General features: G+C 39.0%; 23 protein-coding genes. 2 read left to right on the top strand and 21 right to left on the bottom strand.

Translation table 11 applies throughout. The features are described from left to right. Nucleotides 1-7: 7 nt before the first annotated feature. Genes lepB (NTX86_04800) through NTX86_04745 form a run of 12 tightly spaced genes read right to left on the bottom strand, consistent with a single transcriptional unit; the run spans nt 8 to nt 11550 of the window. Nucleotides 8-985 carry a signal peptidase I gene (gene lepB / locus NTX86_04800; GenBank protein ID MCX5922616.1) on the bottom strand — a complete coding sequence of 326 codons (978 nt, stop codon included), beginning with the start codon at nt 983-985 and terminating at the stop codon, nt 8-10. A 51-nt stretch (nt 986-1036) separates the two neighbouring features. Next, nucleotides 1037-1942 carry a signal peptidase I gene (gene lepB / locus NTX86_04795; GenBank protein MCX5922615.1) on the bottom strand — a complete coding sequence of 302 codons (906 nt, stop codon included), beginning with the start codon at nt 1940-1942 and terminating at the stop codon, nt 1037-1039. Nucleotides 1943-1963: 21 nt separating this feature from the next. Then, nucleotides 1964-3007 carry a M23 family metallopeptidase gene (locus NTX86_04790; protein ID MCX5922614.1) on the bottom strand — a complete coding sequence of 348 codons (1044 nt, stop codon included), beginning with the start codon at nt 3005-3007 and terminating at the stop codon, nt 1964-1966. Between the two features lie 2 nt (nt 3008-3009). Beyond that, nucleotides 3010-3855, bottom strand: coding sequence for an SH3 domain-containing protein (locus NTX86_04785; protein MCX5922613.1), 846 nt, complete (start codon nt 3853-3855; stop codon nt 3010-3012). Further along, a complete protein-coding gene (locus tag NTX86_04780) occupies nt 3852-5624 on the bottom strand; it encodes a BatD family protein (protein MCX5922612.1) in 1773 nt (590 codons plus the stop codon). Before NTX86_04780 ends, NTX86_04785 begins: the two co-directional genes overlap by 4 nt. After that, complete coding sequence (locus NTX86_04775) at nt 5584-6600, bottom strand: tetratricopeptide repeat protein (protein MCX5922611.1); 1017 nt, start codon at nt 6598-6600, stop codon at nt 5584-5586. The genes NTX86_04780 and NTX86_04775 overlap by 41 nt, the downstream gene beginning before the upstream one ends. Beyond that, the gene (locus NTX86_04770; protein ID MCX5922610.1) at nt 6594-7598 is read right to left on the bottom strand and encodes a VWA domain-containing protein; all 1005 of its coding nucleotides are present in this window, start codon (nt 7596-7598) and stop codon (nt 6594-6596) included. Before NTX86_04770 ends, NTX86_04775 begins: the two co-directional genes overlap by 7 nt. Nucleotides 7599-7600: 2 nt before the next feature. After that, nucleotides 7601-8590, bottom strand: coding sequence for a VWA domain-containing protein (locus NTX86_04765; GenBank protein ID MCX5922609.1), 990 nt, complete (start codon nt 8588-8590; stop codon nt 7601-7603). A 3-nt stretch (nt 8591-8593) separates the two neighbouring features. After that, the gene (locus tag NTX86_04760) at nt 8594-9304 is read right to left on the bottom strand and encodes a lysophospholipid acyltransferase family protein (GenBank protein ID MCX5922608.1); all 711 of its coding nucleotides are present in this window, start codon (nt 9302-9304) and stop codon (nt 8594-8596) included. Then, the gene (locus tag NTX86_04755; protein ID MCX5922607.1) at nt 9304-10023 is read right to left on the bottom strand and encodes a lysophospholipid acyltransferase family protein; all 720 of its coding nucleotides are present in this window, start codon (nt 10021-10023) and stop codon (nt 9304-9306) included. The genes NTX86_04760 and NTX86_04755 overlap by 1 nt, the downstream gene beginning before the upstream one ends. A 16-nt stretch (nt 10024-10039) precedes the next feature. Then, complete coding sequence (locus NTX86_04750) at nt 10040-10759, bottom strand: lysophospholipid acyltransferase family protein (protein ID MCX5922606.1); 720 nt, start codon at nt 10757-10759, stop codon at nt 10040-10042. A 2-nt stretch (nt 10760-10761) separates the two neighbouring features. Then, a complete protein-coding gene (locus tag NTX86_04745) occupies nt 10762-11550 on the bottom strand; it encodes a hypothetical protein (GenBank protein ID MCX5922605.1) in 789 nt (262 codons plus the stop codon). A gap of 259 nt (nt 11551-11809) precedes the next feature. Between NTX86_04745 and topA the strand changes: the two genes are divergently transcribed. Together topA and NTX86_04735 are read left to right on the top strand one after the other, a co-directional pair. Further along, nucleotides 11810-14074, top strand: coding sequence for a type I DNA topoisomerase (gene topA / locus NTX86_04740; GenBank protein MCX5922604.1), 2265 nt, complete (start codon nt 11810-11812; stop codon nt 14072-14074). Between the two features lie 96 nt (nt 14075-14170). After that, nucleotides 14171-14599 (top strand): hypothetical protein, encoded by a 429-nt coding sequence (locus NTX86_04735; protein ID MCX5922603.1) that lies wholly within the window; start codon nt 14171-14173, stop codon nt 14597-14599. Between the two features lie 87 nt (nt 14600-14686). On the opposite strand, the gene glmS is transcribed toward NTX86_04735, so the two are convergent. The 9 genes from glmS to NTX86_04690 all read right to left on the bottom strand — a co-directional run. Then, complete coding sequence (gene glmS / locus NTX86_04730) at nt 14687-16597, bottom strand: glutamine--fructose-6-phosphate transaminase (isomerizing) (GenBank protein ID MCX5922602.1); 1911 nt, start codon at nt 16595-16597, stop codon at nt 14687-14689. A 237-nt stretch (nt 16598-16834) separates the two neighbouring features. Continuing rightward, on the bottom strand, nt 16835-18250 hold the full coding sequence (locus NTX86_04725) for an oleate hydratase (protein ID MCX5922601.1): 1416 nt from the start codon (nt 18248-18250) through the stop codon (nt 16835-16837). Nucleotides 18251-18376: 126 nt separating this feature from the next. After that, nucleotides 18377-20308 (bottom strand): methionine--tRNA ligase, encoded by a 1932-nt coding sequence (metG, locus tag NTX86_04720; GenBank protein MCX5922600.1) that lies wholly within the window; start codon nt 20306-20308, stop codon nt 18377-18379. 30 nt (nt 20309-20338) lie between these two features. Then, the gene (locus NTX86_04715) at nt 20339-21415 is read right to left on the bottom strand and encodes an extracellular solute-binding protein (protein ID MCX5922599.1); all 1077 of its coding nucleotides are present in this window, start codon (nt 21413-21415) and stop codon (nt 20339-20341) included. Further along, nucleotides 21412-22191, bottom strand: coding sequence for an ABC transporter permease (locus tag NTX86_04710; protein MCX5922598.1), 780 nt, complete (start codon nt 22189-22191; stop codon nt 21412-21414). The genes NTX86_04715 and NTX86_04710 overlap by 4 nt, the downstream gene beginning before the upstream one ends. Before the next feature lies 1 nt (nt 22192). After that, on the bottom strand, nt 22193-23050 hold the full coding sequence (locus NTX86_04705; protein ID MCX5922597.1) for an ABC transporter permease: 858 nt from the start codon (nt 23048-23050) through the stop codon (nt 22193-22195). Beyond that, on the bottom strand, nt 23047-24138 hold the full coding sequence (locus NTX86_04700) for an ABC transporter ATP-binding protein (GenBank protein MCX5922596.1): 1092 nt from the start codon (nt 24136-24138) through the stop codon (nt 23047-23049). Before NTX86_04700 ends, NTX86_04705 begins: the two co-directional genes overlap by 4 nt. Next, nucleotides 24125-24814, bottom strand: a complete 690-nt coding sequence (locus tag NTX86_04695; GenBank protein ID MCX5922595.1) for a hypothetical protein — start codon at nt 24812-24814, stop codon at nt 24125-24127. Before NTX86_04695 ends, NTX86_04700 begins: the two co-directional genes overlap by 14 nt. Before the next feature lie 147 nt (nt 24815-24961). Then, the coding region (locus NTX86_04690; protein ID MCX5922594.1) for a BamA/TamA family outer membrane protein at nt 24962-26714 on the bottom strand (1753 nt) is incomplete at its 5' end.

Below are 26714 nucleotides of genomic sequence, written 5' to 3'. Positions count from 1 at the left end.
GCTTTTCCTATCTAACACGCTCAAAAAAGCGATTCCACCTAATACGTGTCCAGAAATCTATAGGATGCTTGAGTAGATCTAAAATCCACCATGATTCATCGCTGTCCATAGACCAAATCCGGTATAAAATCCTGCCATGGATATGCTTACCATCAACGGGCCCAAAGTATCGTGAATCACCACTACCAAGCCTGTTATCTCCCATGCACCAATACTGATTAGGACCTAATTCTATATAAAACTCATCGGCACTGTTACCCCAATAATTGCCATTACCACGTTGGATCGGTCTTTGATCTGGCATTAACACTGTATACGGATAACGTATTACTGGTTCACCTTCACCGTTAAGCGCAATACGATCTTCTTGAATGCGATAAAACGGTTGCTTGTCCCAACTCACTGCAGGATCAAATGATTTTTGTGTTGCAAATTGTTCTTTTACTCTTCCCTTAAGTTCATTAACATCAGATGAACGTATCCGACCAGTTAAAAGCAACTCGGTCAAATAGGCTTCACTCAGTTTATCCACTTCTTGCAGGGATTCTTTATACACCGAAATAAGCGGATATTTGTTTACGTACGGCTCATCCAACTTTACATCATTAATATAAATGACTGGCTTGCCATCTTCAATAACACCTTTGACTTTATCACCAGGCAAACCAATAACACGCTTGGTCAAATTCACTGGCCCCCAGATATACTGTTGAACAAACAATATTGCAGGATTAGAAGAGTAGACGTACATTGTTTCTGGTTGATTAAAAGCTATGATATCGCCGCGCGCTGGCTTTGAAAACCATGGAGTAAATTTTTCTGCAAAGAATCGCTCACCAACTAAAATGGTAGTTTCCATTGAACCGGTTGGCACTTGATATAAACCAAAACCGATAGTGCGAACAACAAAGACAATGAGTAGAAGAATAACTAACTCTTTTATCAATGCTAGTGCGCCTGTTTTTTTATCCGTTTGCATTCTCATATATATGATCCTTTATCGTAACAACTGAACGTTTATCTACTTTCACTACCACTATGTCACCCTTTGCGCACATCGCTCCCAACGAATTGATTGCCAAAAATCACGAGGATGCATCAGTATATCATATAAAACTGATGAAGCCACTCTATCAACCGATGCTAATCGATACACAATTTTTCCATGAATAAAACGACTATGCAAAGGACCAAAAGTACGTGAGTCGTAACTGTTAAGCCGATTGTCTCCCATCACCCAATACTCGTTAGACCCAAGCTCAACATAAAATTCATCTGAACCATTCCAATAATTTCCATTACGATCAGCTGGCGATCTTTCTTGAAGCAACTCGCCAGGCTCCCGTACTATTGTTCTACCATAGGCATCACAGATTACACAATCGGCGTCAATGGCATACCACGGCTGATTGCCGTAGGGTTTTGCAGGATCATACACTTTAAACGACCACTCTTGGCAAACTTGTTCATCAGACATCGCCAGGCTATTTTTTGGTTTTTCATGCCACACACCAATGAGTGGGTAACGATTAACATACGACTCATCCAACCGCACACCATTGCGATACACAACAGGCTTACCTTGTTCTATCACTCCCTGCATGCGATCACCCGGCACGCCAATAACACGCTTTGTCCAATTTGATGGTCCCCACATATAGCGCTGAAACAAAGCTTGAATCTTATTTGTTGAATAAGAGAAAGTAGGATCATTGAAACTAATAATATCACCGCCCTGCGGTGATAAAAAAAGCATGACAGCTTTATTAGCCACAAAAAACTCACCGGCCAACATCGTTGATTCCATAGAACCAGTAGGCACACGATATAACCCATAACCAAAAGTACGAATTAAGAAGGCAATACAAACAATTGCGGCAACATCAAGAAAGCCAACAAATGCTGAACGTTTTTTTGTATCGGTATCACTAGTATGCTTCATAGAATGCTCTTCTCATGTTACTCATGCAAGAAAATAACTGGGATTAACTTGTTTACCAAATGCGTATACTTCAAAATGCAGATGAGATGCATCGCCACCACGCTTGCTGCGTACAAAACCAGTTGCGCCCACATTGCCAATATACTGACCTGATTCAACTTTTTGCCCCACAGACACACGCATAGAATTTAAATGCGCATACCGCGTACGATATTTACCCGTATGAGCAATCACAATTGTTTTACCATAGCCTGACGAATGCCGCGCCTCAACAACAACGCCACCGGCTGCTGCTTTAACGTGAGTCCCTTTGACCGCTGCCATATCAATGCCATGATGGAACCCCCAAGCTCCGTTGGGTTTTTTGCGTGGACCAAATGGTGAACTCAACCAGAAATGCGAACGTTCGATGGGCCAGTGCATAGCAATGTCATGCACACGCTCTCGCGGCTGAGAATGAACCTTTTGACGCGATTGACGCCTTGCTTGCTTTCGATAGACACGCTTTGAACGTTGAGGTCTTTTTTTATCTGCAGCAGCTTTATCACGTTCGATAATATGATCAGTGTACTCACGCCAGGCATCAGACCCCATACGTTGGGTTAGATAACTTAATTTCTGCTCTTTAAGATAATCAAGCGTGGATTGCTTAAGATATTCAAGCTCCCGATTGACCAGCGGAAAAGGTTCTTGCTCTTCTTGTTCATCATCGGTTGAATACACGCGCACGCCCTCAGGAAAAGTTGCCTGCAGACCAATGCCTAATGTTTCAAACTCTTTTTTTTTTTCAACCACCAGGGTTTCAAGTTCTTCTAAGCGGACCTTTGTTCGGTTGTAGTCATGCAGAATTTTTTTTACCGCCAGCACATAGTTGCGATAATCTTCCTTAAGCTCCAACATTTTCTCTGTCTGGATCTTAAAAAAACGATACTCATACAGCAATACTGACGTTAATGAACACAACACCACCACAAGGACAGCTAAAGATATTTTGATAGAAATAACAGCATGTCGCTTAAAGAAAGAATAGATATGGTCAAATGATTGAGATAATTTTTCTACCATGCTCATACTACCGTGATCATCTCTTTCGGCACCCAACCGCTGCATCGTTGATGCTTAATTTTGCACCATGACTCTCGTTCTTCTACAAGAGTTACCGGGCAAGCGGCATTCAGTACACCAACTACATGGTACTGTTGATCGGGTCCAGCAAATACTGATACATTGGGTTTCATAACAACACCCCTTTGTTGTAAACTTTTATATTTTATCACTACTGCTAAACCACTACTCAACGTTACGATAATAAGTATACTACCGAATAACGCCCTATATTTTGTACCTCGATTATATTTTTTTATAAAAAAGAAGCAAGAAAACCAGCAAAATAAAAACATAATCTGCAACCAAAAGAGTGGCGCCGCATCGAGCTTTCGCTCAAGTTTTGCAAGCACACCATGCTCGCCTGACACCGCAAGTTGGATCTCTGCAACATCAATATTATAAGATATAGTCGCCCGCTCTTCGGGCAATGCATGGCGCCGCGCCTTATGCCAATACGCAACGGCCTGAACAACATTGCCAAGCTTGTAACAACAGTTGCCCATGTTATACCACACCAAAAGATCCTTGGGCTCTATAGATTCATAGAGAGTATATGCCTGAGAAAAATCTTTCTGCTGATAACAGGTATACGCACGCAACAATAATTCCTGCGTTGTATCAGCGCGCACCATATGTAAACTAAATAAAATAGTTACAAGAATATATTGTCGAAGACGTCTTCGACAAGGCTCAGACAGGACGGCAGTGTGTAGTTCCTCTCGCCGTCGTCCCTGAGCTTTGTCGAAGGGTGCAATACTGTTACTCTCAATCCAAAAGAATTTTGACAAGAAGCTCAGATTTTTCATAATGCTTTCTCTAATCTATTAAGCCACGCATAGGCTTTTGACGCAATATCTTTTGACCCATAATTTTTTGCAAAAAATACCAATGCCGACAGTTGTGTAAAAAATTCGTGCCATTCTTCTAGACCAGTATCATCAATACCACAAGACTTTAATTTTTCACTCATAAATTCTTGCGTCACCTGATGCGTATCAACACCATATTTGGTAGCAAAAAGCTGTATAAAAGCGTGATATATTTGCGCATTTTCTCTTGTTTGGAGAGCTCTGTCTATTTGTTTGCGTGCCACGTCAAAAGCTCGTTTTTTACCCGTAAGATTATAAAATGAAAAACGTACGAGGCCAAAGCTTTTTTTAAAATACACAACAAGCATAAACACAAAAGGAAGCGCCATAAAAAATATGAATGCCCACCATGGCATTGCCAAACTTTTAGTCCTTACCCAAGGCATTGATCGATAAACTGGTTTAATCTCATCTTCGACTACTGCAACATCATTTTTTTCTACTACATCAACAGCAGTAACTGGCGGAATCACAACCGATTGCTTTGCAGCAACTGACGGAAGAATCATCACCGAAAGTGGCAATGTTTCTAATGTTTTATACGAACGACCCTTGACATCAAAGTACGTAAACGATTGTGCCGGAACCTGCCAATCGCCACGTTCAAGACCTTGCACAATAAATTCGAAATAGTGCTTGGTCGTATCGTCAGCAGATTTTTTATCAACCACATAATTTTTGGAATCATAAAATTTAAACGATGCAGGCATCCCTTGCAAAAGAGCTAAAGCATTATCTTTATCAATAGAGCCATCACCCTGCAATTCCAGGGTGAGAACCATTCCCTCGCCCTCTCGTGCTACACCAGGCTCTAATGTAGCGTTAAAATGAGTAAATGCGCCGATAGCGTGAACAGTTTTTTGCGTAGTTGGCAGTGGATCGATCTGTATTGAAACAGCATTTGAATAAATGCGTTTATGCTCCCCCTGAGACCTGCCCAAAAAGAGTGCCATGGCAGCATTGTACGGATTTTGCTTGTGCGACTGAACAAAAAAATCTACCGCATACGCAGGAATTATTTTTTTACCCGGTTCAAGCGGATAGGCATCCCAGCTAAGCTCAAAATAGTTATACTCAATGCCCTTAATGGTCTCAGCCCCTTTACCCTGACAAACATTGGTGTCAAAACGAAATCCATGGATAGGAGCATGTTCTATTGGTGATATATTAATCACCTCATTGGTATAATACAATCGCAAAGAGCAAACTAATTTTTCTCCAACAACCGCACGATCTTGGCTCATTGCTAGCCGTAAAAAAGCCACATTTGATTGTGTATTGCTTGCATCAGGTTTAGTTTGTTTATCGGTCACGCGTACGGTAACTTTATTGGAAGTAATCATAGAACCATCTTGCATAACCGATGCCGGCCCAATGGTATACGTACCAGCCGTGTCAATACGCACTTTGTAAGAATATTTTAGTGTAGTTTTTCCATTTATTGTCATACGCATCATGCCATTATCGCGCACGTAGGCACCATCGAGCCCCTCGATACGAGGCCACTCATTGACAGACCCACCACCATCAATAGCGGCTTGCAGCACAAAGGGTTGTCCAATGCCTATGGCTTGCACAGCATCGCCATTATTATCTGCTACGGTAAGAACCATGCCTGCCTGTAGCTGCAATGCGACAAACATACTCAGTAACACTACGCTTATTTTACCAACAATTTTGTCCATCTTTTCCCGCCATTGATTCATTAACTGCTGCCTTTACCATCATCTTATTCATTACAGCATCTTTTTTTTCCTGCGCTTGTAGCACTCGAACAAGCTTGGCATCTAATTTTTTTTCAACGGCCGATTCGTCCTGTTGCTGAGCTTGTGCTTCAGATGCTTGTTGCTCTTCTTGCTGTTTTTGTTCGGCAGCTTTTTGCTGTTCATCTTTCTTTGCAGCTTCTTGTTCATTCTTCTGCTGCTCAGATTCAGATTTCTCTTTATTATTTTTTTCTTGCTGTTGTTTGTTTAATTGTTCTTGCTTTTGCTTATCTTGAGCATCTTTTTCTTCTTGTGACTGCTCCTGCGATTCATCTTTCTGGTCTTGCTTATCGCTCGACTGCTCATTATCTTTTGATTGATCTTTCTTATCGCCTTGTTGTTGCTCTTGTTGATCATTTTTCTGATCATTTTTTTCTTGCTGATCTGATTTTTGTTTGTCCTTCTGGTCCTGCTCTTTTTTATCGTCTTTTTTATCCTTGTTATCTTTTTGCTGCTCTTTATCTTGCTGCTGCTTTTTTTGCTGTTCTTGTTGTTTGATCATCTCTTTAACTTTTGCAAGATTATGCGCAGCCTGTTTATTATGAGGATTTAGTTTTAAGACTTGTTCGTAATTATCAACAGCCTCTTTTAACTGTTTTAATTCAACAGCAGCGTTACCACTATTAAAGTGTGCTTTCTCTTTTAAAGCATCTGGAGAATCTTTTACGGAAGCTGCTTTTTTAAAATACGCATACGCCTCTTTAAAATCTTTTGTTTTATAGGATGCAACGCCCGCGTCATAGAGTGTTTTGGGGCAATCAGAATTGTCTACCATCATCACTTTAAATTTTTCTTTAGCCGCATCCCATTTTTCCTGTTGCATCAAAAGGGCTGCTCTATCATGCGCGAAGAAACAATATCCTGTTGCATGAGACAGAAATAAAATAAATCCAATCACTATTTTTGTGTATGCTACCATAACCATTCCAATAAAAAACAAACGAAACTTACTACGAGAAAACAATGATACTGCTCTTGCAAGGCACTCATACGTTTGTCTTCCAGCAGATCCTTTTCAAACGAATTGACGTGCGCAATAATTGATTTAATATCAGCATCATCGCTCGTCATACGCACATACGTGCCACCAGAGTCTTGCGCAACATTATATAAAATGCCTTCGTTTAAATGAGAAATAACAACTGATCCTTTTTTATCTTTAATATGGCCGATTTGTTTGCCATGATTGTCCACCAAAGGTATTGGAGCGCCTTGCTCAGTACCTACGCCCATAGCAAAAATTTTCAATCCTTGTTCTTGCGCACGTTGTCGGACACGTTGTAAATTGCTTGAAAAGTCTTCGCCGTCAGTGAGCAACATAAGCAATTTTGTTTTACGATCCTGCATGGTAGTATATGCGCCCAGCACTTTTTGAATTACTTGATCCAATGCCGTGGTGCCCGAAGCAATAGTTTCAACATCTACTTGATCGAGAAACATAAAAAATGCTCCATAATCGGTGGTCAATGGACATTGAATAAATGCAGTGCCAGAAAAAATAACCAACCCTACGCGTTCACACGAAAGTTTTTTGACTAGCGATTTTATCTTTGCCTTGGCACATTCCAAGCGATTAGGCAAACAATCTTGCGCCAACATACTGCGCGAAACATCAAGTGCAATAAATAAATCTCGCCCATGTTGCGCCACTATTTCTTCTTTTTTATTCCACTGTGGATGCAATAACGTTATGAGTAAAAACACCATTCCCAGCACAAACAAAAAAGATTTTACATATAATTTTACAAGAGAAAAACCTACAAGAAACTGCCTTGCAATTCGTGATGAGCTCAATTGTGCAACAGATTTTTTTGATCGATAGACACGATAACCAAGTAACAACATTGTCAGCAATATGAGTGCGCCAACAATAAAAATATTCTCTAATGCGCCCCATGTAATACCGCTCAATACCATACTTATACCCCAAACCAAAAGAAAGATGATGCGAGTAATTCAAACATAAGTAACCCAAAAATAATCCAAACAACCGGAATAAAAATATCCCAATAATGACTAAATACCGGGGCTTCTATTTTTGTTTTTTCCAATGCATCAATCGTATCATAAATCACCCGCATATCATGAGCATTTTTTGCCATAAAAAATTTGCCGCCCGTTTCTCGTGCTATTCTGGTAAGCAATTCTGTATTAACTCGTGGCATAGTCATTGGCCCATAAAATGGATGCATAACTTGTTGAATTTTATCATTACCAATACCGACCGTGTAGACTTTAATGCCCAACTTTCTTGCCGCATCTATGGCAACATCAGGAGACATATCACCCTCGCTGGGCTCACCATCGGTTAATAAGATAATAATTTTATTTTTTGATTTTGAATTTTTTAAACGATTGGCTGACGTGATCAGCGCCGTAGAAAGCACAGTGCCTTCGTGAGGAATAATCCCAATTTCCAGTTCATCCACAATCGTTTTTAATATTTCTTTATCGAGCGTTATAGGACACCGAGATAGAGCATCTTGTCCAAAGATCACTAAGCCAATGGCATCATTGTCGCGCTTATTGATAAAACGAACAGCCTCTTTTTTTGCAATATCAATACGAGAACGTTGATCATTTTTATCATCCTTGATTTGCATAGAACCAGAAACATCTACAGCCAAAACAATATCGATGCCTTCTATATTGACCGTTGCACGAGAATCAACTAATTGAGGTTTTGCAATAAGAAATGCCAACAGAACAAGTACTAAAAAACGACATAAGAAAAATATTTTTTTATAAGGATGCTTACTTGCTTTACCATGAGATTTGAGCAATGAAGCCAATGGATAACGATACATGATTCCTTTATGCCATCTGGCACGAATCAACAACGCAAGCAATAACACGGGAATTAAAATATAAAGAACTACAGGATGTACCAGACGTAAAAAATAATCCACGCTCTAATCCTTTTTTTGTTGAACAAACCACATGTGAACCCGCTCCTTAAACCCTTCATCTGTATCGCCCTCTTGATACACAAGTGGCTTACCGACAACTACCGTGATTGGCACCCTATGAATCAACCACGAACCTCGCGGATAGGCTTTTTCCATACCAAAGATACGTATGGGCACCACAGGACGGCTCGTCTTTTTTGCTAGTATAACAAAGCCAGAAAAAAAATCATGAATATTGCCATCGCTATAACGGGTACCTTCGGGAAATATCATAACATTTAATGTTGGATTATCATTAAGCATTTTTATGGCGCGCAATAATGATTTTGTAGACTTAAGCGGTGTGGACATATCAACGGGGATACTTACTGTCTTAAATATTGAAAGAACATATTTTTCTTTCATCAAAACAACTCGAGGCTTGCTCATAAAAATTCGATCAATCAACCAAGCATCGCGCCCTGATTGATGGTTCATAACAAAAATAGCAGACTCATCAGAAACATTTTCTTGACCAATAAAAGTAATTGGTAAGAATAAAATTTCAATCGCTAAACGATTCCACAGCGACCATGTTTGCCAAAACAAAATACTTTTAAAAAGCCAATCTTTTGACACCACAACATTAATAATCCAAAACGGTGTAAAAATAATAAATAATACCACAAACAAACAATACGATAGCAGTGTTCGTAATATCGTAACGATAATCATTAAGCACCCTTTTGTTGTTCTAGAAACCACGTATATACACGATCTTTAAATACTTGATCAGTATCGTGCTCTTGATAGATAAACGGCTTACCAATCACTATGGTAATAGGTACCCTATGAATTAAAAAAGAATAGGGAGGATACGCTTTATTAATACCAAATATACAAAGCGGCACGACAGGACGACCAGTTTTTTTTGCTAATAATACAAACCCAGAAAAAAAATCATGAACCTTACCATCAACATAACGACCAGCTTCCGGAAAAATAATTGCATGTATACTTGGATTATTATTAATTTCCTTTATTGCCCGCAACAAGCTTTTCATCGCTTTTAACGGTGTTGAATCATCAATCGGCCATGAAATTCTAGTAAGCCATGTAAGTAATAATGATTTTCTATAGGTTAAATTTGCAAGGTATACATGAGGTCGTCCAGCTAGTATCACATCAACTAAGGGTATATCCATCATTGACTGATGATTGACCGCAAAAATAGCCGCTTCATTTGGTATGTTTTCTCGCCCCTTAATTGTTACCGACAGAAAATAACAATACAGCATTAAACGATAAAATACATACCAAATACAAAAAAACAATCTGCTTTTAAAAAGAGATCCCACAGGAATAAAAGTAATGATAAAAAAGAATGGCATAAAAACAATGACTAACGCTGCCAACAAAAAATAGGACAATAATGTTCGTAAGACTATAAGCATTTTCACAATTCACCTTTTATGCTTTTAGAGTTTCAATAAACCAGGCACGTACCCGCTCTTTAAATACTTCTTCAGTATCATGCTCTTGATACACAAACGGCTTGCCAACAGTAACGGTGATAGGAACCCTCGTGACGAGGAATGTTTTAAGCGGATAAGCTTTTTCAACACCCTGAATACATATCGGCACGACGGGACGTCCTGTTTTTTTTGCTACGACAGCAAACCCAGAAAAAAAATCGTGTAACACACCATCATTATATATAGCACCTTCAGGAAATATAACTAAATCAAGCTTACTACCATTTAACAATTTAATTGCTTCTAATAATGACCGCATAGCTTTCATAGGTGTTTCTACATCTACTAAAACCAAAAAATTGGTCAACCATCGATAGACAGGCATACGTTTAATGTCAGCAGTAGCCATCCATATATGCGGCCGACTTTTTACCACTTCATTAACTAACGACATATCAAGCCGCGATTGATGATTTGCCACAAAAACCGATGGTTCCTTGGTAACATTTTCTAATCCAAAAACCTTAACAGGCAAAAAAGAAGCCTTGAGAATGAACCACAATAAAAGATCGCCAAACATAAAAAATATCCGGCTATTAAAAAGCCATTTTTTGGGAATTGCTGCGGCAATCATAATGCCGGGCGCAAAGAGGATAAATATTACTACCAATAAAAATTTAGAGATAAGCGTGCGAATGAATGCAAGAATATTCATTATTAACCCTTTTGCTCAAAATAGAGTTCAAAATTCTCATGCAGGTATTTGGTGTACAGATTGCTCATAACGCAGATGGAAATTGGTTGTACTATAAAGATATCTATAAAAACAAACAAAGACATCGCCAAGGGGCATGCCAAGAATGCCTTAATGGATTCTTCTACAGAGCCAAACCAAAATAAAAATTTTATTCCAAATGCATATGCATAGGATAATACTATTAATGGTATCACTACTGGCAGTGTATATAACAGCATCTTCCCTGCTCGCTTTATTGAGGGGAATAACGTATAAAATCCACCATGTGAATCAAGATAAAAAAATGTAAAATAATCAGTAAAAAATCCCAAAAATAAGACTATTGCCTTAATGGGAAACTCAAAGGGAAGCACAAAAACTATTAAAAACCAGAAAAAATAACGGCAATATTGTTTAAGATACGCATAGTCTTTTAGATCTACAGAAGGTCGAGCGATCAAATACATTAAAAAATATAGATAATAAAAACTTAAAAAAGGAGCTATTACTGCCAACATGAGTAATAAAACAGTAAGTAATGATACCGAATCTGGTATCTCTCCTGATACTAGAACAATAGGAATCCATGGCTTTAGCAAAATACCAGAAATAATCATTATCGCAGAACACCCCACAACAAGAGGCCAAAAGGTACCCACCATAATTTTATAGGTCTCTACCACCGATTTGAGGGTAACCAAGAAAAAAAGCTTTAAATTTTGCGGTTTATATAAGGTTAATGTATTCTTCCACACATCTAATAATTGCATTGAACTCCCTTATCATAAAAAATACTTTTTAATCACCAGCAAAAAGTAGCATAGAACGATACAATTCTCAAGCGATTCAATATTTTATTTGACATTTAGAAAATAATTGCCTTATTCTAAAGATAGTAATAGAGCAAAGTTATTAACATCTCGTTTAAAATAAGCAATTGCTTTTAAATGATTTTGCTTTATAACATTAATGAAATAGAGCGCGAGGTTATAGATTTTATTCGCATTGAACGAAGGATAAAGGTTAGGCATGGCAAAAAAGCTACTCATAGTAGAGTCTCCCGCAAAGATCAAAACGATTTCCAAGTTCCTTGGCAAGGACTTTAAAATCATGTCCACTGTTGGACATATCAAAGATCTGCCTGCAAAAAAGATTGGCGTGACCATTGATAAAGACACAATCAATATAGAATACGTGGTGATGCCCGATAAAGATAAAACTATTGCAGATATCTGCAAAGAAGCTTCTACTGCCGCAGATATTTATCTTGCACCCGATCCTGACCGTGAGGGTGAAATTATTGCATGGCATATAGCAGAAGACATCAAAAAAGTCGTAAAAGATAAAAGCAAAATTCATCGTATTTCTTTTAACGAAATTACTGAACCAGCAATTAAGGCAGCCATAGAAAATCCAGGCGAAATTGATATGCCCAAGGTGAATGCTCAACAAGCTCGCCGTGTTCTTGATCGTTGGGTGGGCTATGAAGTTTCTCCTGTCTTGTGGAAAAAAATTGCCAAAGGCTTATCAGCTGGCCGTGTACAATCGGTTGCATTGCGTTTAATTGCCGACCGCGAAGAAGAAATTCGAGGCTTTAAACCTGAAGAATACTGGACCATTGATGGTGATTTTGCTCATGGCAAAGCACACCTTATTGCCGCGTTAACGCACATCAATAAGAAAAAAGCTGAAATCAAAAGCGAAAAAGAAGCACAAGCTATTGTAGAAAAGCTCAAAAAAAGTGATTTTGTTATTGAATCTATCATCGATAAAACTAGAATCAAAAATCCGCTACCGCCATTTATGACCAGTACCTTGCAACAAGCAGGTTTTAACCAACTAGGCTTTTCGGTTAAAAAAATCATGCAAGTGGCACAAAAATTATACGAAGGTATGCCGCTTGGTGATGCTAGTTCGCCCGTAGCTTTAATTACTTATATGCGTACCGACTCGCTCAGAATTTCTGACACGGCACTCACACAAACCCGCGAATACCTCAAAAAGCACTATTCAAAAGAGTACGTGCCAACCAAAGCAAATAACTTTGAAAAAAGTAAAAAAGGCAAAGCACAAGACGCGCACGAAGCGATTCGCCCTATTGACGTTAACCTGACACCCGATAAGGTTAAAGCTTATTTACCTAAAGATGCCTTAAAATTATACGAATTAATTTGGAAGCGCTTTGTTGCCTGCCAAATGACACCGGCTCAATATGCACAACGTCAAGTGACTATCGAGGGTGGCACATTCACCTTCCGTGTTACTGGCTCAACCTTGATTTTTGATGGTTACTTAAAGGTATATTCAGCCTCTGATGACCAAGAAGAAAAAGAAGGTAAGGTTACTATTCCGGCAACGTTGAAAGCAAAAGAAGCTATTGATTTAGAAAAGATTGATCCAAAACAACACTTTACCCAACCACCACCAAAATATACTGAAGGTTCGTTGGTTAAAGAAATGGAAAAAGAAGGCATAGGCCGTCCAAGTACTTATGCAACAATTTTAAGTACCATCCAAGCACGTTCTTACACAACACTGGATGACAAAAAACGCTTTGTACCAACAGAACTTGGCATGATCGTCACCAGAATGCTCGTGGAAAATTTACCCGACATTATGGACATTAAGTTTACGGCGCACTTGGAAGAAGATTTAGATAAAGTAGCAAGTGGTGATCTTGAACGAGACAAGCTTTTAAGGGAATTTTATACAGGGTTCCAAAAAGATTTAACTAAATTTAAAGGCAAAGATAGCAAGCGTACCGTAGAAAAAACTGAAGTTATTTGCCCTAATTGTAAGAAAGAACAATTAATTGTTCGCTTTGGCAAAACAGGTGAATTCTTAGGTTGCCCTAACTATCCTGAATGTACCTTCACCTGCAACTTCCACCGAACAGAAGAAAATAAACTTGAATGCGTTGAAGCAGAAGAACCAAAAGTACTTGATGAAAAATGTCCAACCTGCGGCAGTCCACTACGCCAAGTTGTTGGTCGCTATGGACCATTCATTGCCTGCTCAAATTACCCAACGTGCAAATACATTCACAAAATCAAGGCCGGATTTCCATGTCCAGCGGACGGTGGTGAAGTGGTGCAACGTAAATGGCGCGGCGGCAGCTTCTGGGGATGTTCAAACTATCCAAAATGTAAGTTTGCTGTGTTTGGCGATATCGTAGAAACACCGTGTCCTGACTGCAAGTTACCCTTCTTAGTTAAAAAAGTAGCTAAAGATGGCACCATTACCTTACTCTGCCACGACAAAAAATGTGGCTATAAAAAAGTAGAAAAAGCATAAGAAATTCATCGACATCACATTATTGAATTTTTTATAAGTTCAATAGTATGATGTCGATGAAAGCATTTTTCTATTCCCCACAATAAGGAGTCCCTTATGACAAAGCCATGCATATTTCTAGCGTTATCTTTGCTGGTATTCGGTAGTCACCTCAGTCTTGCCGATGAAGCTTTAGAACAAAATACCGATCAAACGGTAGAAGAACAAATAAGCTTTGATTATGCAACATATGCTCAGGAATTTGCAAAAAGTTTTGGCATAGGCGCAGCTGCAGGCGTGTTAGTCGAATTTTTACGAAGCAGAATTTTACCAGACATAACCCATGTACGTCTTCATGCCAGAACCGGTATTTGTAGAGATCAACTTACGGGAGAAGCAAAAGTAATAGCAGCATTACTTGGTACCGCTGCGCTTCACAAAACAATCGACACCTCAAACTGGAAAATGCTTTGTTCTCAATTACTCGGCATCATTGCCGGTTCATGCAGCGCAAGCTATGTCACCAAAATCGTGACAGGAGAATAATTCTCCCTCTCATCTTCATGAGTTAATTATAAAAAAAGAGCCTTACTAAAATTAGTGAGGCTCTTTTTTATTCAAACTAAATAACTTCTACTCAACCGTTACTGCTTTAGCCAAGTTACGAGGCTTATCAATATCATGTCCCAACTCTTTTGCCACCTGATACGCAAAAAATTGCATTAAGCCAGCCATAACAAGCGGCTCGAGTAGTGGAGCCACTCGAGGAATAATAAATGATTGGTCGGCAATTTTAATGAGTTCCTCTTGCCCTTCAAAAACAAATGCTATCAAATGTCCCTTGCGTGCTTTGACTTCTTGTGCATTCGACACCAGCTTTTGATAAATCACAGGATCTAAATGTGAAAAAATTAAGGTCGGTGTTTCAAGGTCTACAAGAGCTATTGAGCCATGCTTCAATTCACCGGCAGGATATCCTTGCGCAAAAATGTACGAAATTTCTTTAAGCTTCAACGCACCTTCCATGGCAAATGGATAACCAATATGGCGGCCTAAATACATAAATCGTTTTGCTTGTGCATATTTTTTTGCGTGCGTTTGAATAATAGAAAGTCTGTACGTGTCAATGACAGCCTGCAATGCATCAGCTGCCTCAAACAAATTTTGCTCCGCTTGTGTCATCTCTTCTTGCGTGATAATACCCTTGGTGAGCGCTAAATAATGAGCAAGCCAATAGAGTGCGGTAATTTGCGTAGTGAATGCTTTGGTTGAAGCTACGGCAATTTCCGGGCCAGCCTTGAGTGGCAGATGACCTAATGCTTCGCGTGCCATGGTGCTTGACGGCACATTGGTCAACGTAACCACGGGAATATTCACCAAGTTAATCATACGCAATGCTTCTAACGTGTCAGCTGTTTCGCCCGATTGTGAAATGGCAACATATACGCAATTGGGAGACGTAAAGAACGGCATGTAACGAAATTCAGACGCTAAATGCGCAGCTGCTGGAACACCGCAAATAATCTCAAAAAAGAATTGTGCAATGCGTGCCGCATGCCACGAGGTGCCACAGCCAAACATATGCACTGATTTTAAATCCCGTGCATACTCAGCCGAAATGCCCAGTTGTTCCCACACACCATCACCAAGCGATTTGTAATGATTCACCGCTGCATGAATTGCATTGCGTTGCTCATAAATTTCTTTGAGCATATAATGTTCGTGTTGAAATTTGTCGTAGATTGTTGGTGTGATATCAAGTGTCTTGATTACCACCGGCAACGCCTGCCCATCAAAATTATACAACTCAATGCTGTCTTTGGTAATCAACGCAAAACTTTCATCCGGCAAGAAAACTACCTGATTTGTTTTTCCCGCAAAGCCAAGAAAATCAGAAGCAATAAACATTTCGTTTGTGCCAAGCCCTACACACATTGGTGAACTTTTACGCACCGCAAGAATAGTGTCAGGCTGTTCTGTCATCAATGCAAGAAATGCAAAAGAACCTTTCAAATTACCGATTAATTCGAGAGCTGCATCTTTTAACGTTTGATTGTTATCAAGACAATCTTCTAAAAGATGCGGCAACACTTCCGTGTCAGTCTCAGATTTAAAAACGTGACCCTGTGCTTTCAATTGCTCTCTGAGTTGATAGTGATTTTCAATAATGCCGTTATGTACCACCGCTACACGAGCACCGCACCCTGTTTGAGGATGCGCATTAGTTTCCGTTGCTGCGCCATGCGTTGCCCAACGCGTGTGGCCAATGCCAACGTGACCATCAATGGGATCTTTTTTTAATTTTTCTTTCAGCTTTTCTAACTTACCTTCTGCTTTGAGCACGACAAGATCTTGATTATCATTAAGACATGCAAAGCCTGCTGAATCGTAGCCGCGATACTCAAGACGATCGAGCCCTTGTTCTATATAAGCACTACAGAAGTTGTCGCCCAGATAGCCCACAATGCTGCAGGGGTAAGATAAGCGGTCACTTAATAAGAGAAGAATGATAAAAAAACGGATACGATTCATGGATAGCTTCATAATATAGTCCTTTAAAAAGATCTAAAATATTTTGATATCCATGAATCGTATCACAAATTTTTTTTTATTGAACTTTTGTTCCATTTGGAACAGTTCCAGCAATGGTAACAAACGTTTACTAATTGTTGTGCACAGCAAAAAAGCATCATGTAATAATATTCAAAACCCATCATTTTACATGGATTCAAATCCATAAAAAGCACACCTTGTTTGCCAACAAATTAAATGCCATCTATATTAGCCCTTTACATAAGCACTCGTTAGATATTCAATAACTCTCTGCGCTCCAACTTGACCAGCTTGGCACGATTTTTCCATAGTAGGAATTTCTTTGAAAGTTTTGGTAAATTCACCTACTAAAAACCTATTCTTACACTGCGTTTTGCCATCATTTAACTTAGGGTAATCTTCTGGCGTAACAACAAAAAGACTCATTGATTCAGTCCACTTACCCTGTTCATAATGCAATGCAGGATCAATGACATAACCAATCACTAAATTTTTATCAATACCACATTGAGCAAGCGTTTCAGCAATAAGTTCTTCTGGCGCACATTCAGTTATTGGCTTACCAAAGATCTTTCCATTACCAAGAGCATCATTAAAACTAATCGAAGCAACACACTTAACGCCCTCAGGCAATACAACATTTTTCCAAAAGGTATTATTATCATACATAAAAAAACCAAATCGCCATGGTTGATTCCAAATAAAGCCAGCACTGTAATCACGGGGCAAAAACGAAGGTCTCTCTTTTAAATAAAATTGCATACCATTTGTCCACTGCTCTGATTGAACTGAAGGTAAAACTTCCTGCGGAAATAGCTCTTTGGCAACGGGTAATGAAACACAAAACAGATAGGCATCGGCTATTACTTCTTTATCTTGTGCTTGATAGATAGTATTGCCCTGTATAGTTACAGGACTATTAAAATGAAACACAACGCCCTTATTTTTTAAGTCCTCGATCCATGGATCGATGAATCGTTCTGATGTTGGCCCATTCAAAAGATTAATGGTTGCTGTGCAATCCTTAGGTAGGGGCAAACCTGCAGCCATGACTAAAAATAATTCTTGATACATACTGCTTGCGGTAGCGGTTGGTTTTGCAGATATCAATATGGTCAAAAATTGCCTCATAAAATCTCCAAATCGTTGCCCCCAACCATCTAACATAGCTTGTTTAAAACTAATGGTATTCAAATAATCACGATAACGAGATGAAAATCTATACTTAACCGACTCAATAAATAAAAAAAACAAATCCCAATACCTTACACCAAAACTGCGCATTAATTTTATAAGGCCTATATATCCTTTAAACCCACGGGCAGTAACATCTGGAATATGATTAAATACTTTCCCTGTTGAAGTTTCCAACATAAGATATGTTTCAATAGGAACTAGATTATCAAATACAGATGCATTTTTATAAGGTATTAGTTTCATATATTCATAGAGTGAAAAATATTTACCGTAAACCCTTCCTGAATGCTCAACAGGGTATCCTCGCTCGTCATGAAACCCATAAGCCTTACCCCCTGGATATGGCTTAGTTTCATATATCTCAACAAGATACCCTTTATTAATCAAATCTGTAGCAGCAGTCAGACCCGCAATACCAGCACCGACAATAACAACTTTTTTCTGCATAAAAATATTATCCCTACTTAATGTAATCAAGATTAAATACTATAAAAAATACTATTTAATCTTGATTACATTACACAATAGAAAGTATATCGTTAGATAATTTATCCTGTGCTGGTAGTTTTATAACTACTGAACTTTTGTTCCATTTGGCACAACGCCAGCAATGGTGACAAATGTTTGCTTGTTATCATGTACCGCAAAAAGCATCATACCATGCGATTCAAAGCCCATCATTTTACGTGGCTTCAAGTTAGTCACAAACACACCTTGCTTGCCAATAAGGTCAGTAGGTTGATATGATTTTTTTACGCCAGAAAGAATTTGGCGCATGCCCAGTGGCCCGAAGTTGACTTGTAGTTTAAGTAGCTTATCTGACCCTGGCACTTCTTCTGCTTGTTCGACAGTACCGATAATTAATAAAGCTTTGATAAAATCTTCAATGCCGATTTCTGGCACTTGTGGTTGTTCTGGTTGCGCAGGAGCGACAACAACAACTTCTTCTTTTGGTTCTGGTTTTTCAAAAAGATTTGGTATTTTGTGTAGCATAAAATGTTGTCCCCAGCTGTTGAGTTCTAAATTTTTTAATGTGTTATTAGTTAACAAGGTTGATAAACCCAAGCTATGGAGCAACTGTTCCATCTTCTTTGGCATGACTGGCCACAACAACACCGCAATAGTTTTTAAACTATGACAGGTTGCTGACAAAATTTCGATAAACCGTGCTCTGTCAGTTTTGGCAAGCTTCCAAGGTTCTTGTTCGTGAAAATACGCATTGGTTTTATTAATAGTTTTCCACAAACGAGCGAGTGCCATATGAAAAAGATAATCTTCCATATACCCTTCAAACTCCTGGGTCATATTCCAACTTTCATCGCGCAATTCCAATGACCTTTCAGACCATTCATGAATAGCTGGCAGCTCAATGACATCGTTTTTATGCGCTAAGCTGACCATACGATTGAGTAAATTGCCTAAATCATTCGCTAAATCAGATTCAATCTTTTGTTCCAAATCGCCAATGCTAAATTCACCATCATGCGTAATAGCCATCTGTTTGACTAAATAATAACGCACTGGTTCTGGGCCATATTTTTTAAACAAAACTTCTGGGTCCACAACATTGCCCAACGATTTGGACATTTTTTGATCACCGACTTTAATCCAACCATGGACCAACAATTGCTTTGGTAATGCTAAACCAGAGGCCATTAAGAATGCTGGCCAATAAATTGCATGGAACCGTACAATATCTTTACCTAGAATATGCAGATCAGCTGGCCACCAAGAATTAAACTCATGCTCACGCCCAGGCTGACCGTAGCCAATCCCGGTAATGTAATTGTTCAATGCGTCAGCCCACACATAGGTGACATGGTGTGCATCGTCAGGAAATGGAATACCCCAAGTGACGGTAGTTCGTGAAATACTAAAATCTTTTAATCCAGCTTTTACAAAATTCACCACTTCGTGTGCGCGTTCTTTTGGCACAATAAAGTCAGGATGTTCTTCGTAAAATTTGAGTAACTTATCTTGATATGCTGAAAGCTTGAAAAAATACGTCTCTTCCTGAACCATGACGGTTAATCTGCCACATGAAGGGCACGCAGGAGCAACTGAACTATCGACCTCACTATCTTTTTCCGTTACAAAGGTTTCGTCGGGCGTGCAATACCAACCTTTATAATAGCCTTTGTAGATATCGCCCGTAACAATTAAACGAGCAATCCATTTTTGTACTGCTTTGACATGATACTCATCCGTGGTGCGAATAAAGTGCGTGTAAGCTATTTCGTAATTGTACCAAACCTCTTTATAAGCATGAATGAAAGAATCGACAAACTCTTGTGGCAATTTATTAGCCTTATGCGCTGCTTCAGCGACCTTTTGACCATGTTCGTCGGTACCGGTCAAAAAGAATACTTGTTTTCCTTGTAATATATTCCAACGAGCGACAACGTCGGCAAGCAAGGTGGAATATAATGAACCAAGGTGTGGTCGTGCCGTTACATAATAAATGGGTGTCGTAACATAAAATTTGTTGTAATGGGTGTCATGCATAAAAATAACCTTTAATAATGCTGAACTTGTTTACGCTTTAAGGGCAATCCAAAGATCGCTTAACTGTTCTTTCGTGAGAATATTTTTAAAAAGATGAGCTTTTGCAAGCTGATCATCGGTAGGCAAGGGTATAGCAGCTTGATCGGCCGCAATATCTTTAAGTGGAGAAAAATAACCGAACTTTTCCATGTGGTGCTTCAACGAACTTTCTGAATACATGTAAGAAAGAAACGCATAGACCAAATCGTCTTTGTTAGTTGTCTTTGGCATTGCAAATACATCGATGTTCAAAAAACTTCCTTCTTCGGGGATAATAAACTCGATATTTTTAAACATAGGCATAATACGAGCAACAACCGCATGCGATGTCACGGCAACCGGACACGCTTTAGAAGCAAGAAGAAAATTGGCGCGATCGTCAGTGTATAATTCTACCCATTTCTTTTGTCGTATTAACAATTGTTTGATCTGCTCAAATTGTATTGAATCGATATGAGACAACGAACCATAAAGATATTGCGCTGCCAACAAGGCCAATACGCGTCCATCGTCAACCATACTGACATAATAACCACTATCGTTAGGAGCAAAAACTAATCCCCAGCTCGATTTGAATTCTTTACCTGCAAAATAATCTTTATCAATAGCAATACCATAGATACTCCAAAAGAATGGAATGACATAATTATTCTCTGCATCGTAATAGTTATTAATAAGGTGCGGACGTAATTGATTAAAGAATGCCAACTTAGTTTTATCTATTTTTTTGAGCAATCCTTCTTTAATCATCACCTCAGCCATATATTCAGAAGGCATAATGAGATCGTATCCCTTTCCATTGGTCAGTTGCATTTTGGTGAGCAACTCTTCATTCGTTTCAAAATACCGCATGTGCACCCTAATGCCCGTATCTTTTTCAAACTGCTGAATGTACTGCGTATCAACCAAAGCGGGCCACGTAAGAACGGTAATACTTTTTTGGTTGCTATAAATATAGGTTCGATAGACAAATCCAGGAACTACTAAAAAGAATAAACAAACGCTGAGCCAAAAAAGCACAATAAAAAGACGTGCAAAAAAAGGTAAAAAGCGATCTCTGATATTCATCGTAGTATATCCATTTTTTTAATCTGTAATGAAGAAAAAATAAGCACCAAAATACTGCTCATACCAAGCAATACGGTTGACAAGGCACTCACCACAGGAGATGCACCAGCACGAATCATAGAAAAAATATAGATGGGTAATGTTTGTGCTGAAGAACCCGCACAGAAAAATGAGATGACAAAATCATCCAACGAAATAATAAATACCAATAACCCTGCGGCAAACAATGCTGGTGATAATAATGGCAACACCACCTTCATGAGTGTTTGACCTTGCGTCGCGCCTAAATCCAATGATGCCTCTGTGTAGCGATCATCAAGCTCAATGAACCGTGAATGCACAATAGGTACAACATAGCCTAAGCCGATGAGTGTATGGCCAGCAATGAGAGTTGTAAGCCCTAGAGGAATAGAAAAGAAGGCAAAGAAACTGAGCATGCCAACTGCTAGTACAATTTCTGGTACAGCGAGATTGCCATAAAATAATAAAAATGATTTTTTAAAAAAGCTGTTACCACTATAAAAAACCAAAAGCACGCCCATGGTAATACTTAAAAATACCGAAGAAGTCGCAACGATTAAAGAATTTTTTAATGCATCCCAAATTTCTGTTGATGCGAACAACTCGCGATACCAACGTAATGAAAAAGATGACCACTGATAGGTAAACTCGTTATCATTAAAAGAAAACAACACCAATACAATAATCGGTATATACAAAAATAAATAAAGACAAAGCACCATCGATGGGAAAAAGTAGCGCGAAAAAATAGACATATTATTGACCCCGACTTGCGTAAGCCTTTTTACTGAAATACCAATTCAACACAATAGCAATAGTCAATAACACCACCCCACTCAAACACGTAAATGCAGCACCTTGTGACGTATCATGTACTGTTAAGAAATAATGGGAGATGAGTGAACCAGCAAACATATATTTTGAACCTCCCATAAGAGCGGGAATAACAAATTCTCCAAATGAAGGAACAAAGACAAGAAAGAATCCTGTTTTAATGCCCGACCACGACAATGGCAACGTTACATTAAAAAATGTTTGCCAGCTATTAGCGCCAAGATCATACGAAGATTCAATAAGCCGTGAATCTAGTTTTTCCAAATTACTATAAAGCGGTAAAATCATAAACGGCAAGTAGCAGTACGCCATAACAATAAGAATTGTCAGAGAACTGTTCATAAGATGTAATGGTTCGCTAATTAAACCAAGCTTCATGAGTAAGGTGTTGCATAATCCATTACGCTCAAGCACAAAGAACCATGCATAAATTTGTACTAAAATATTAGTCCAAAACGGCAACATTAATGAAAACAATAAGATGTTTTTCCATTTTTTAACATTGCGAGCCAAGAAATAGGCAGCTGGATAGGCAAAGATAAGACATACGAATGCGTTGATGAGAGCGAATAATAATGAACGAGTAATGATCTTGAAATAAGGAAGTTCTAGTAAAGAGCTATAATGCTGCCACGAGATGCCACTTTGATACATAAAGCTGGCACCGACAATCATGGTCAGTGGTATATAGAAAAATAACACCTGCCATAACAGCGCAGGCGTTATCATAAAAAAAGAAACTTCTTTGGTTATCGCACCCTTAAAATCAGTTTGTTTCATTTTTCTAACAGCACCACATTCTCTTTTTGCCAATACAAATTTACCTGATCATCATACTCAATGACTTCTTGCGGGAAATGTTCTTCGTTTTGTTCAAAAACTTGCAACAACTGTCCATTAGATAGTCGTACATTGTACTGCGTCGAGCGACCATGATAAACAATAGATTGTACAATGCCTTTAACGTGGTTAGAAAATCCCACTTCTTCTTTTTTGCTAATTTCAATTTTTTCGGGACGAATACTCATAAATACGGCACTTTTGTCCGATGCCCATGGCTTGTCGCTTGGCACAACTACTTCGTACTCACCCAGAGCTTGAATAACAATGACCTGTTTGTCAGGCTTAATAGAAAGTGTACCTTGCAAAAGATTAGTCGTACCAACAAACTTTGCCACAAACGTAGACGCCGGAAATTCATACACTTGTTTTGGTGTACCAACTTGCTCGATCTCACCATCATGATTCATGATAGCCATATAGTCTGCTACGGTTAAAGCTTCAAATTGGTCGTGCGTCACATAGACAAAGGTGGTCTTGAGTGTATCTTGCAATTCAATCAACTCAATAAGCATGCGCTCACGCATCTTTAAATCAAGAGCTGCTAATGGTTCATCTAAAAGAAGAACTTCAGGCTCATTGATAATTGCTCGGGCTAATGCAACACGTTGTTGCTGGCCACCAGAAAGTTGCGCAATAGATTTATAAATATATTTTTCTAAATGTACGGCTTTGAGAATTTTAATGACACGTTGTTCGATAATATCAGTTGGAATACGCTTAATTTTTAAGCCATACGCAACATTATCAAAGACATTCATATGAGGAAACAGAGCATAATTTTGAAATACGGTATTGACTCTGCGCTCATTAATAGGAGTATTGGTAATTTCTTGATTACCAAGAAAGATCTTTCCACTATCCGCTTGATCAAATCCCGCGATTAAGCGAAGCAATGTGGTTTTCCCACTGCCGCTCGGCCCAAGCAAAGCAAAAAATTTGCCGCTCGGGATCGTAAGATTGATGTTTTCGATGATAGTTTCACCGGCAAACGCCTTAGTAAGATTTTCTATCCTAATGCTTCTCATGTTTCTTATCAGCCTTTTTTGCAAAGTACATTGGCACTACAACATCTGAGAATGTACATGGTACTACAACCGCAACAATTAAAAACAAGAATATAAAACCTATGTCTGCACCCCAATCAACAAAACCATGGGACACAAGGTAAAACATTGATGCAAATGAACTAATTAAGATATGAATAAAATGAGAAAATGTTGAATACATTGATTGCTTTGAGGAATGGTGCCTGCTCATGATAAAACCATTAACCAATCCTACAAATAAGAATGGTAGAATTTTATCTAGATCTGACCAAAAACAAAGATGAAAATGCATATCAACACCCAGCATACGACCGCCGATGTAAGGCAAAATCGAATCTGATACGGTACAGAAGAATGAAGCGGTCAAAACACCGACAATCAACCCCTTTAAAACACTCTTAGAAAATCTAAAATAGGTTATTAAGGTACCGGTTGCTGCAAATACGATATGCATGAAGTGGAAAGAGTGAAACAATAAATGTGCACCTTGGCTGGTTGCATCGATATTGTTGTTAAAGGATGAAAAAAAACTAACAAAGCTTAATACGGCCAAACTTAATGCAACGGAAAACACTGCATAAGGGAAATGGCATAAAAGCTCTTCTTTTATTGTATGGCTATGGCTGAATTCGTGTTCTTCGCAATGATCGTTCATGATTCTCAAGTCCCTAAATGAATTAAATGATAAAAATACTGTTTTTGCTCGTCATATATAGGTGTCAAAATAAGCCCCTAACTGCCTTAAAATAATTGTTTTTTTAACAGAAAGCAAAGAATTTCTATTTTTGGGAAAAAGCCTTTATTAGAACGCCTGGCCAAAGGTTAAAAACCATGCATAGGATCGTGTCGATGGATCGGGTTTTGTCAACTTCCAAGCGATGTCAAAACGCAGTGGTCCAACGGGTGTCGCCAGACGAAGTCCAAACCCGGTTCCAAAGAGAACCTTGCGGGGGTCAAATGTAGCAAAACCATCACTGCTTAACGCACCAAGGTCTTGAAATACTACCCCTCCTAAACGCTTAAAAATAGGAAAGCGAAGTTCGGCATTAAGGTTAACCATTGATTTGCCACCCTGTGGTGCATACTGGCATTGACCATTGTCACCAATAAAAGATCCTAATGGCGAGGCAAAGTCGGTGTCATAGCTACGCAATGAGTTAGCACCACCCAAATAGAATCGCTCTATCGGCATAATATTGCTAAATTCTTTATGAAAAATATGCCCCACGCGGAACCTCAAAGCTCCCACGACCGATCTAAATGGCATAAAAAATGATTGTTCAACAAGTGCTTTAATTGAATAGGTATTTAAACTCGAGCGGCTGAGAGGAAACAAGCCCTTTAATGAAAGCAGGGTTAATAAACCCTTGGTTGGTGATATCTGTTGATCCAACAAATCAATCATCATGGTCGGCTCTAATTGAAATGAAGGAACACTTTGATCAAACAATTGCTTGTTAAAATTGATGGCACGCGCAACGCCCTCAACCAAAGCACACTTGTCCACTACACTCTCAGTATTCATTAATTCAAAGCCTATGTTGCACCCAACATCAACCGCACGAAATTTTCTGTTGAATCCAACGAGAAATCCATGCTGCGTCGTAGCATACACATTATGTTTGCTTCCAATAAAACCGGGCTGGAAGTATTTGTTACTGTAGCCCATAAACACCGTTTGAATTGGCTGAGAAAACAACCATGGCAAACGATATTCTGCAACCACTTCACGATGACCACGAGCAAAATCAACATCTACCTTAAACTGATCCGCTTTGTTAAAGGGATTTTTAAAGATGAAGGCACCCCCGGCCATATAGGTCAAAGAATCTACAGAAAATTGTTGTGTGAAGTTCTGTAATGCAAAACCACCACGCAAACGTACCTCAAATGGGTCGTCTTCTTGCAGCTTTACCATAATAGCCTTTTCGGGCTCTTGCTTGGTTACCTGATCGGGGTAAATATGAATGCCTTCGAAAATCTCAAGATTTTTAAGCTTTGCAGATGTTTTTTTTAGCGCATCTTTGTCCCAAATTTGCCCTTCATGGTACTGAAGCTCACGCTTGATATACTCAAACGGCACCCTACTAGTACCCACTACCACTGTTTTGCCAAAGCTGACCTTTGACTCCCCAAGTTTTACCTTCCAGGTCACCGCAACATTACCATGATTACGCTGTATATCAGGTTTAACTTCTACATGAAAATAACCCTGCTTGCGGAAATATTCGAGCAACCATTGGCGCTGATCGTGGAGCAACTGCGTATCAAAAGGAATATGCAAATCTTGCTTTTGCAAATGAGAAAATGGCCCTTGCGTTTCAAGCTCCTTCCAACATTCAATAGAAAGAGCGGTTAAATATGAACGCTGGCCTTCATCAATGGTCAATACAAGCTGTTGGTGCCCAGGATACTCACGCAGTACAAAATCCTGCTTGAGTACCTTCATATCCCAAAAGCCTTCTTTGAGATACCATTGAGTTACTCTATCCAAAGCGTTTTTTAGTGTGTCGACATCATAGTGCTTCAACTTTAGAAAGTCTGCAAAACAACCC

Source organism: Candidatus Dependentiae bacterium, from assembly GCA_026389015.1.
Taxonomy (GTDB): Bacteria; Babelota; Babeliae; order Babelales; family Vermiphilaceae; genus JAPLIR01.
Note: the sequence above shows the minus strand (reverse complement) of the source record. Positions and strands in the feature narration are given on the sequence as shown.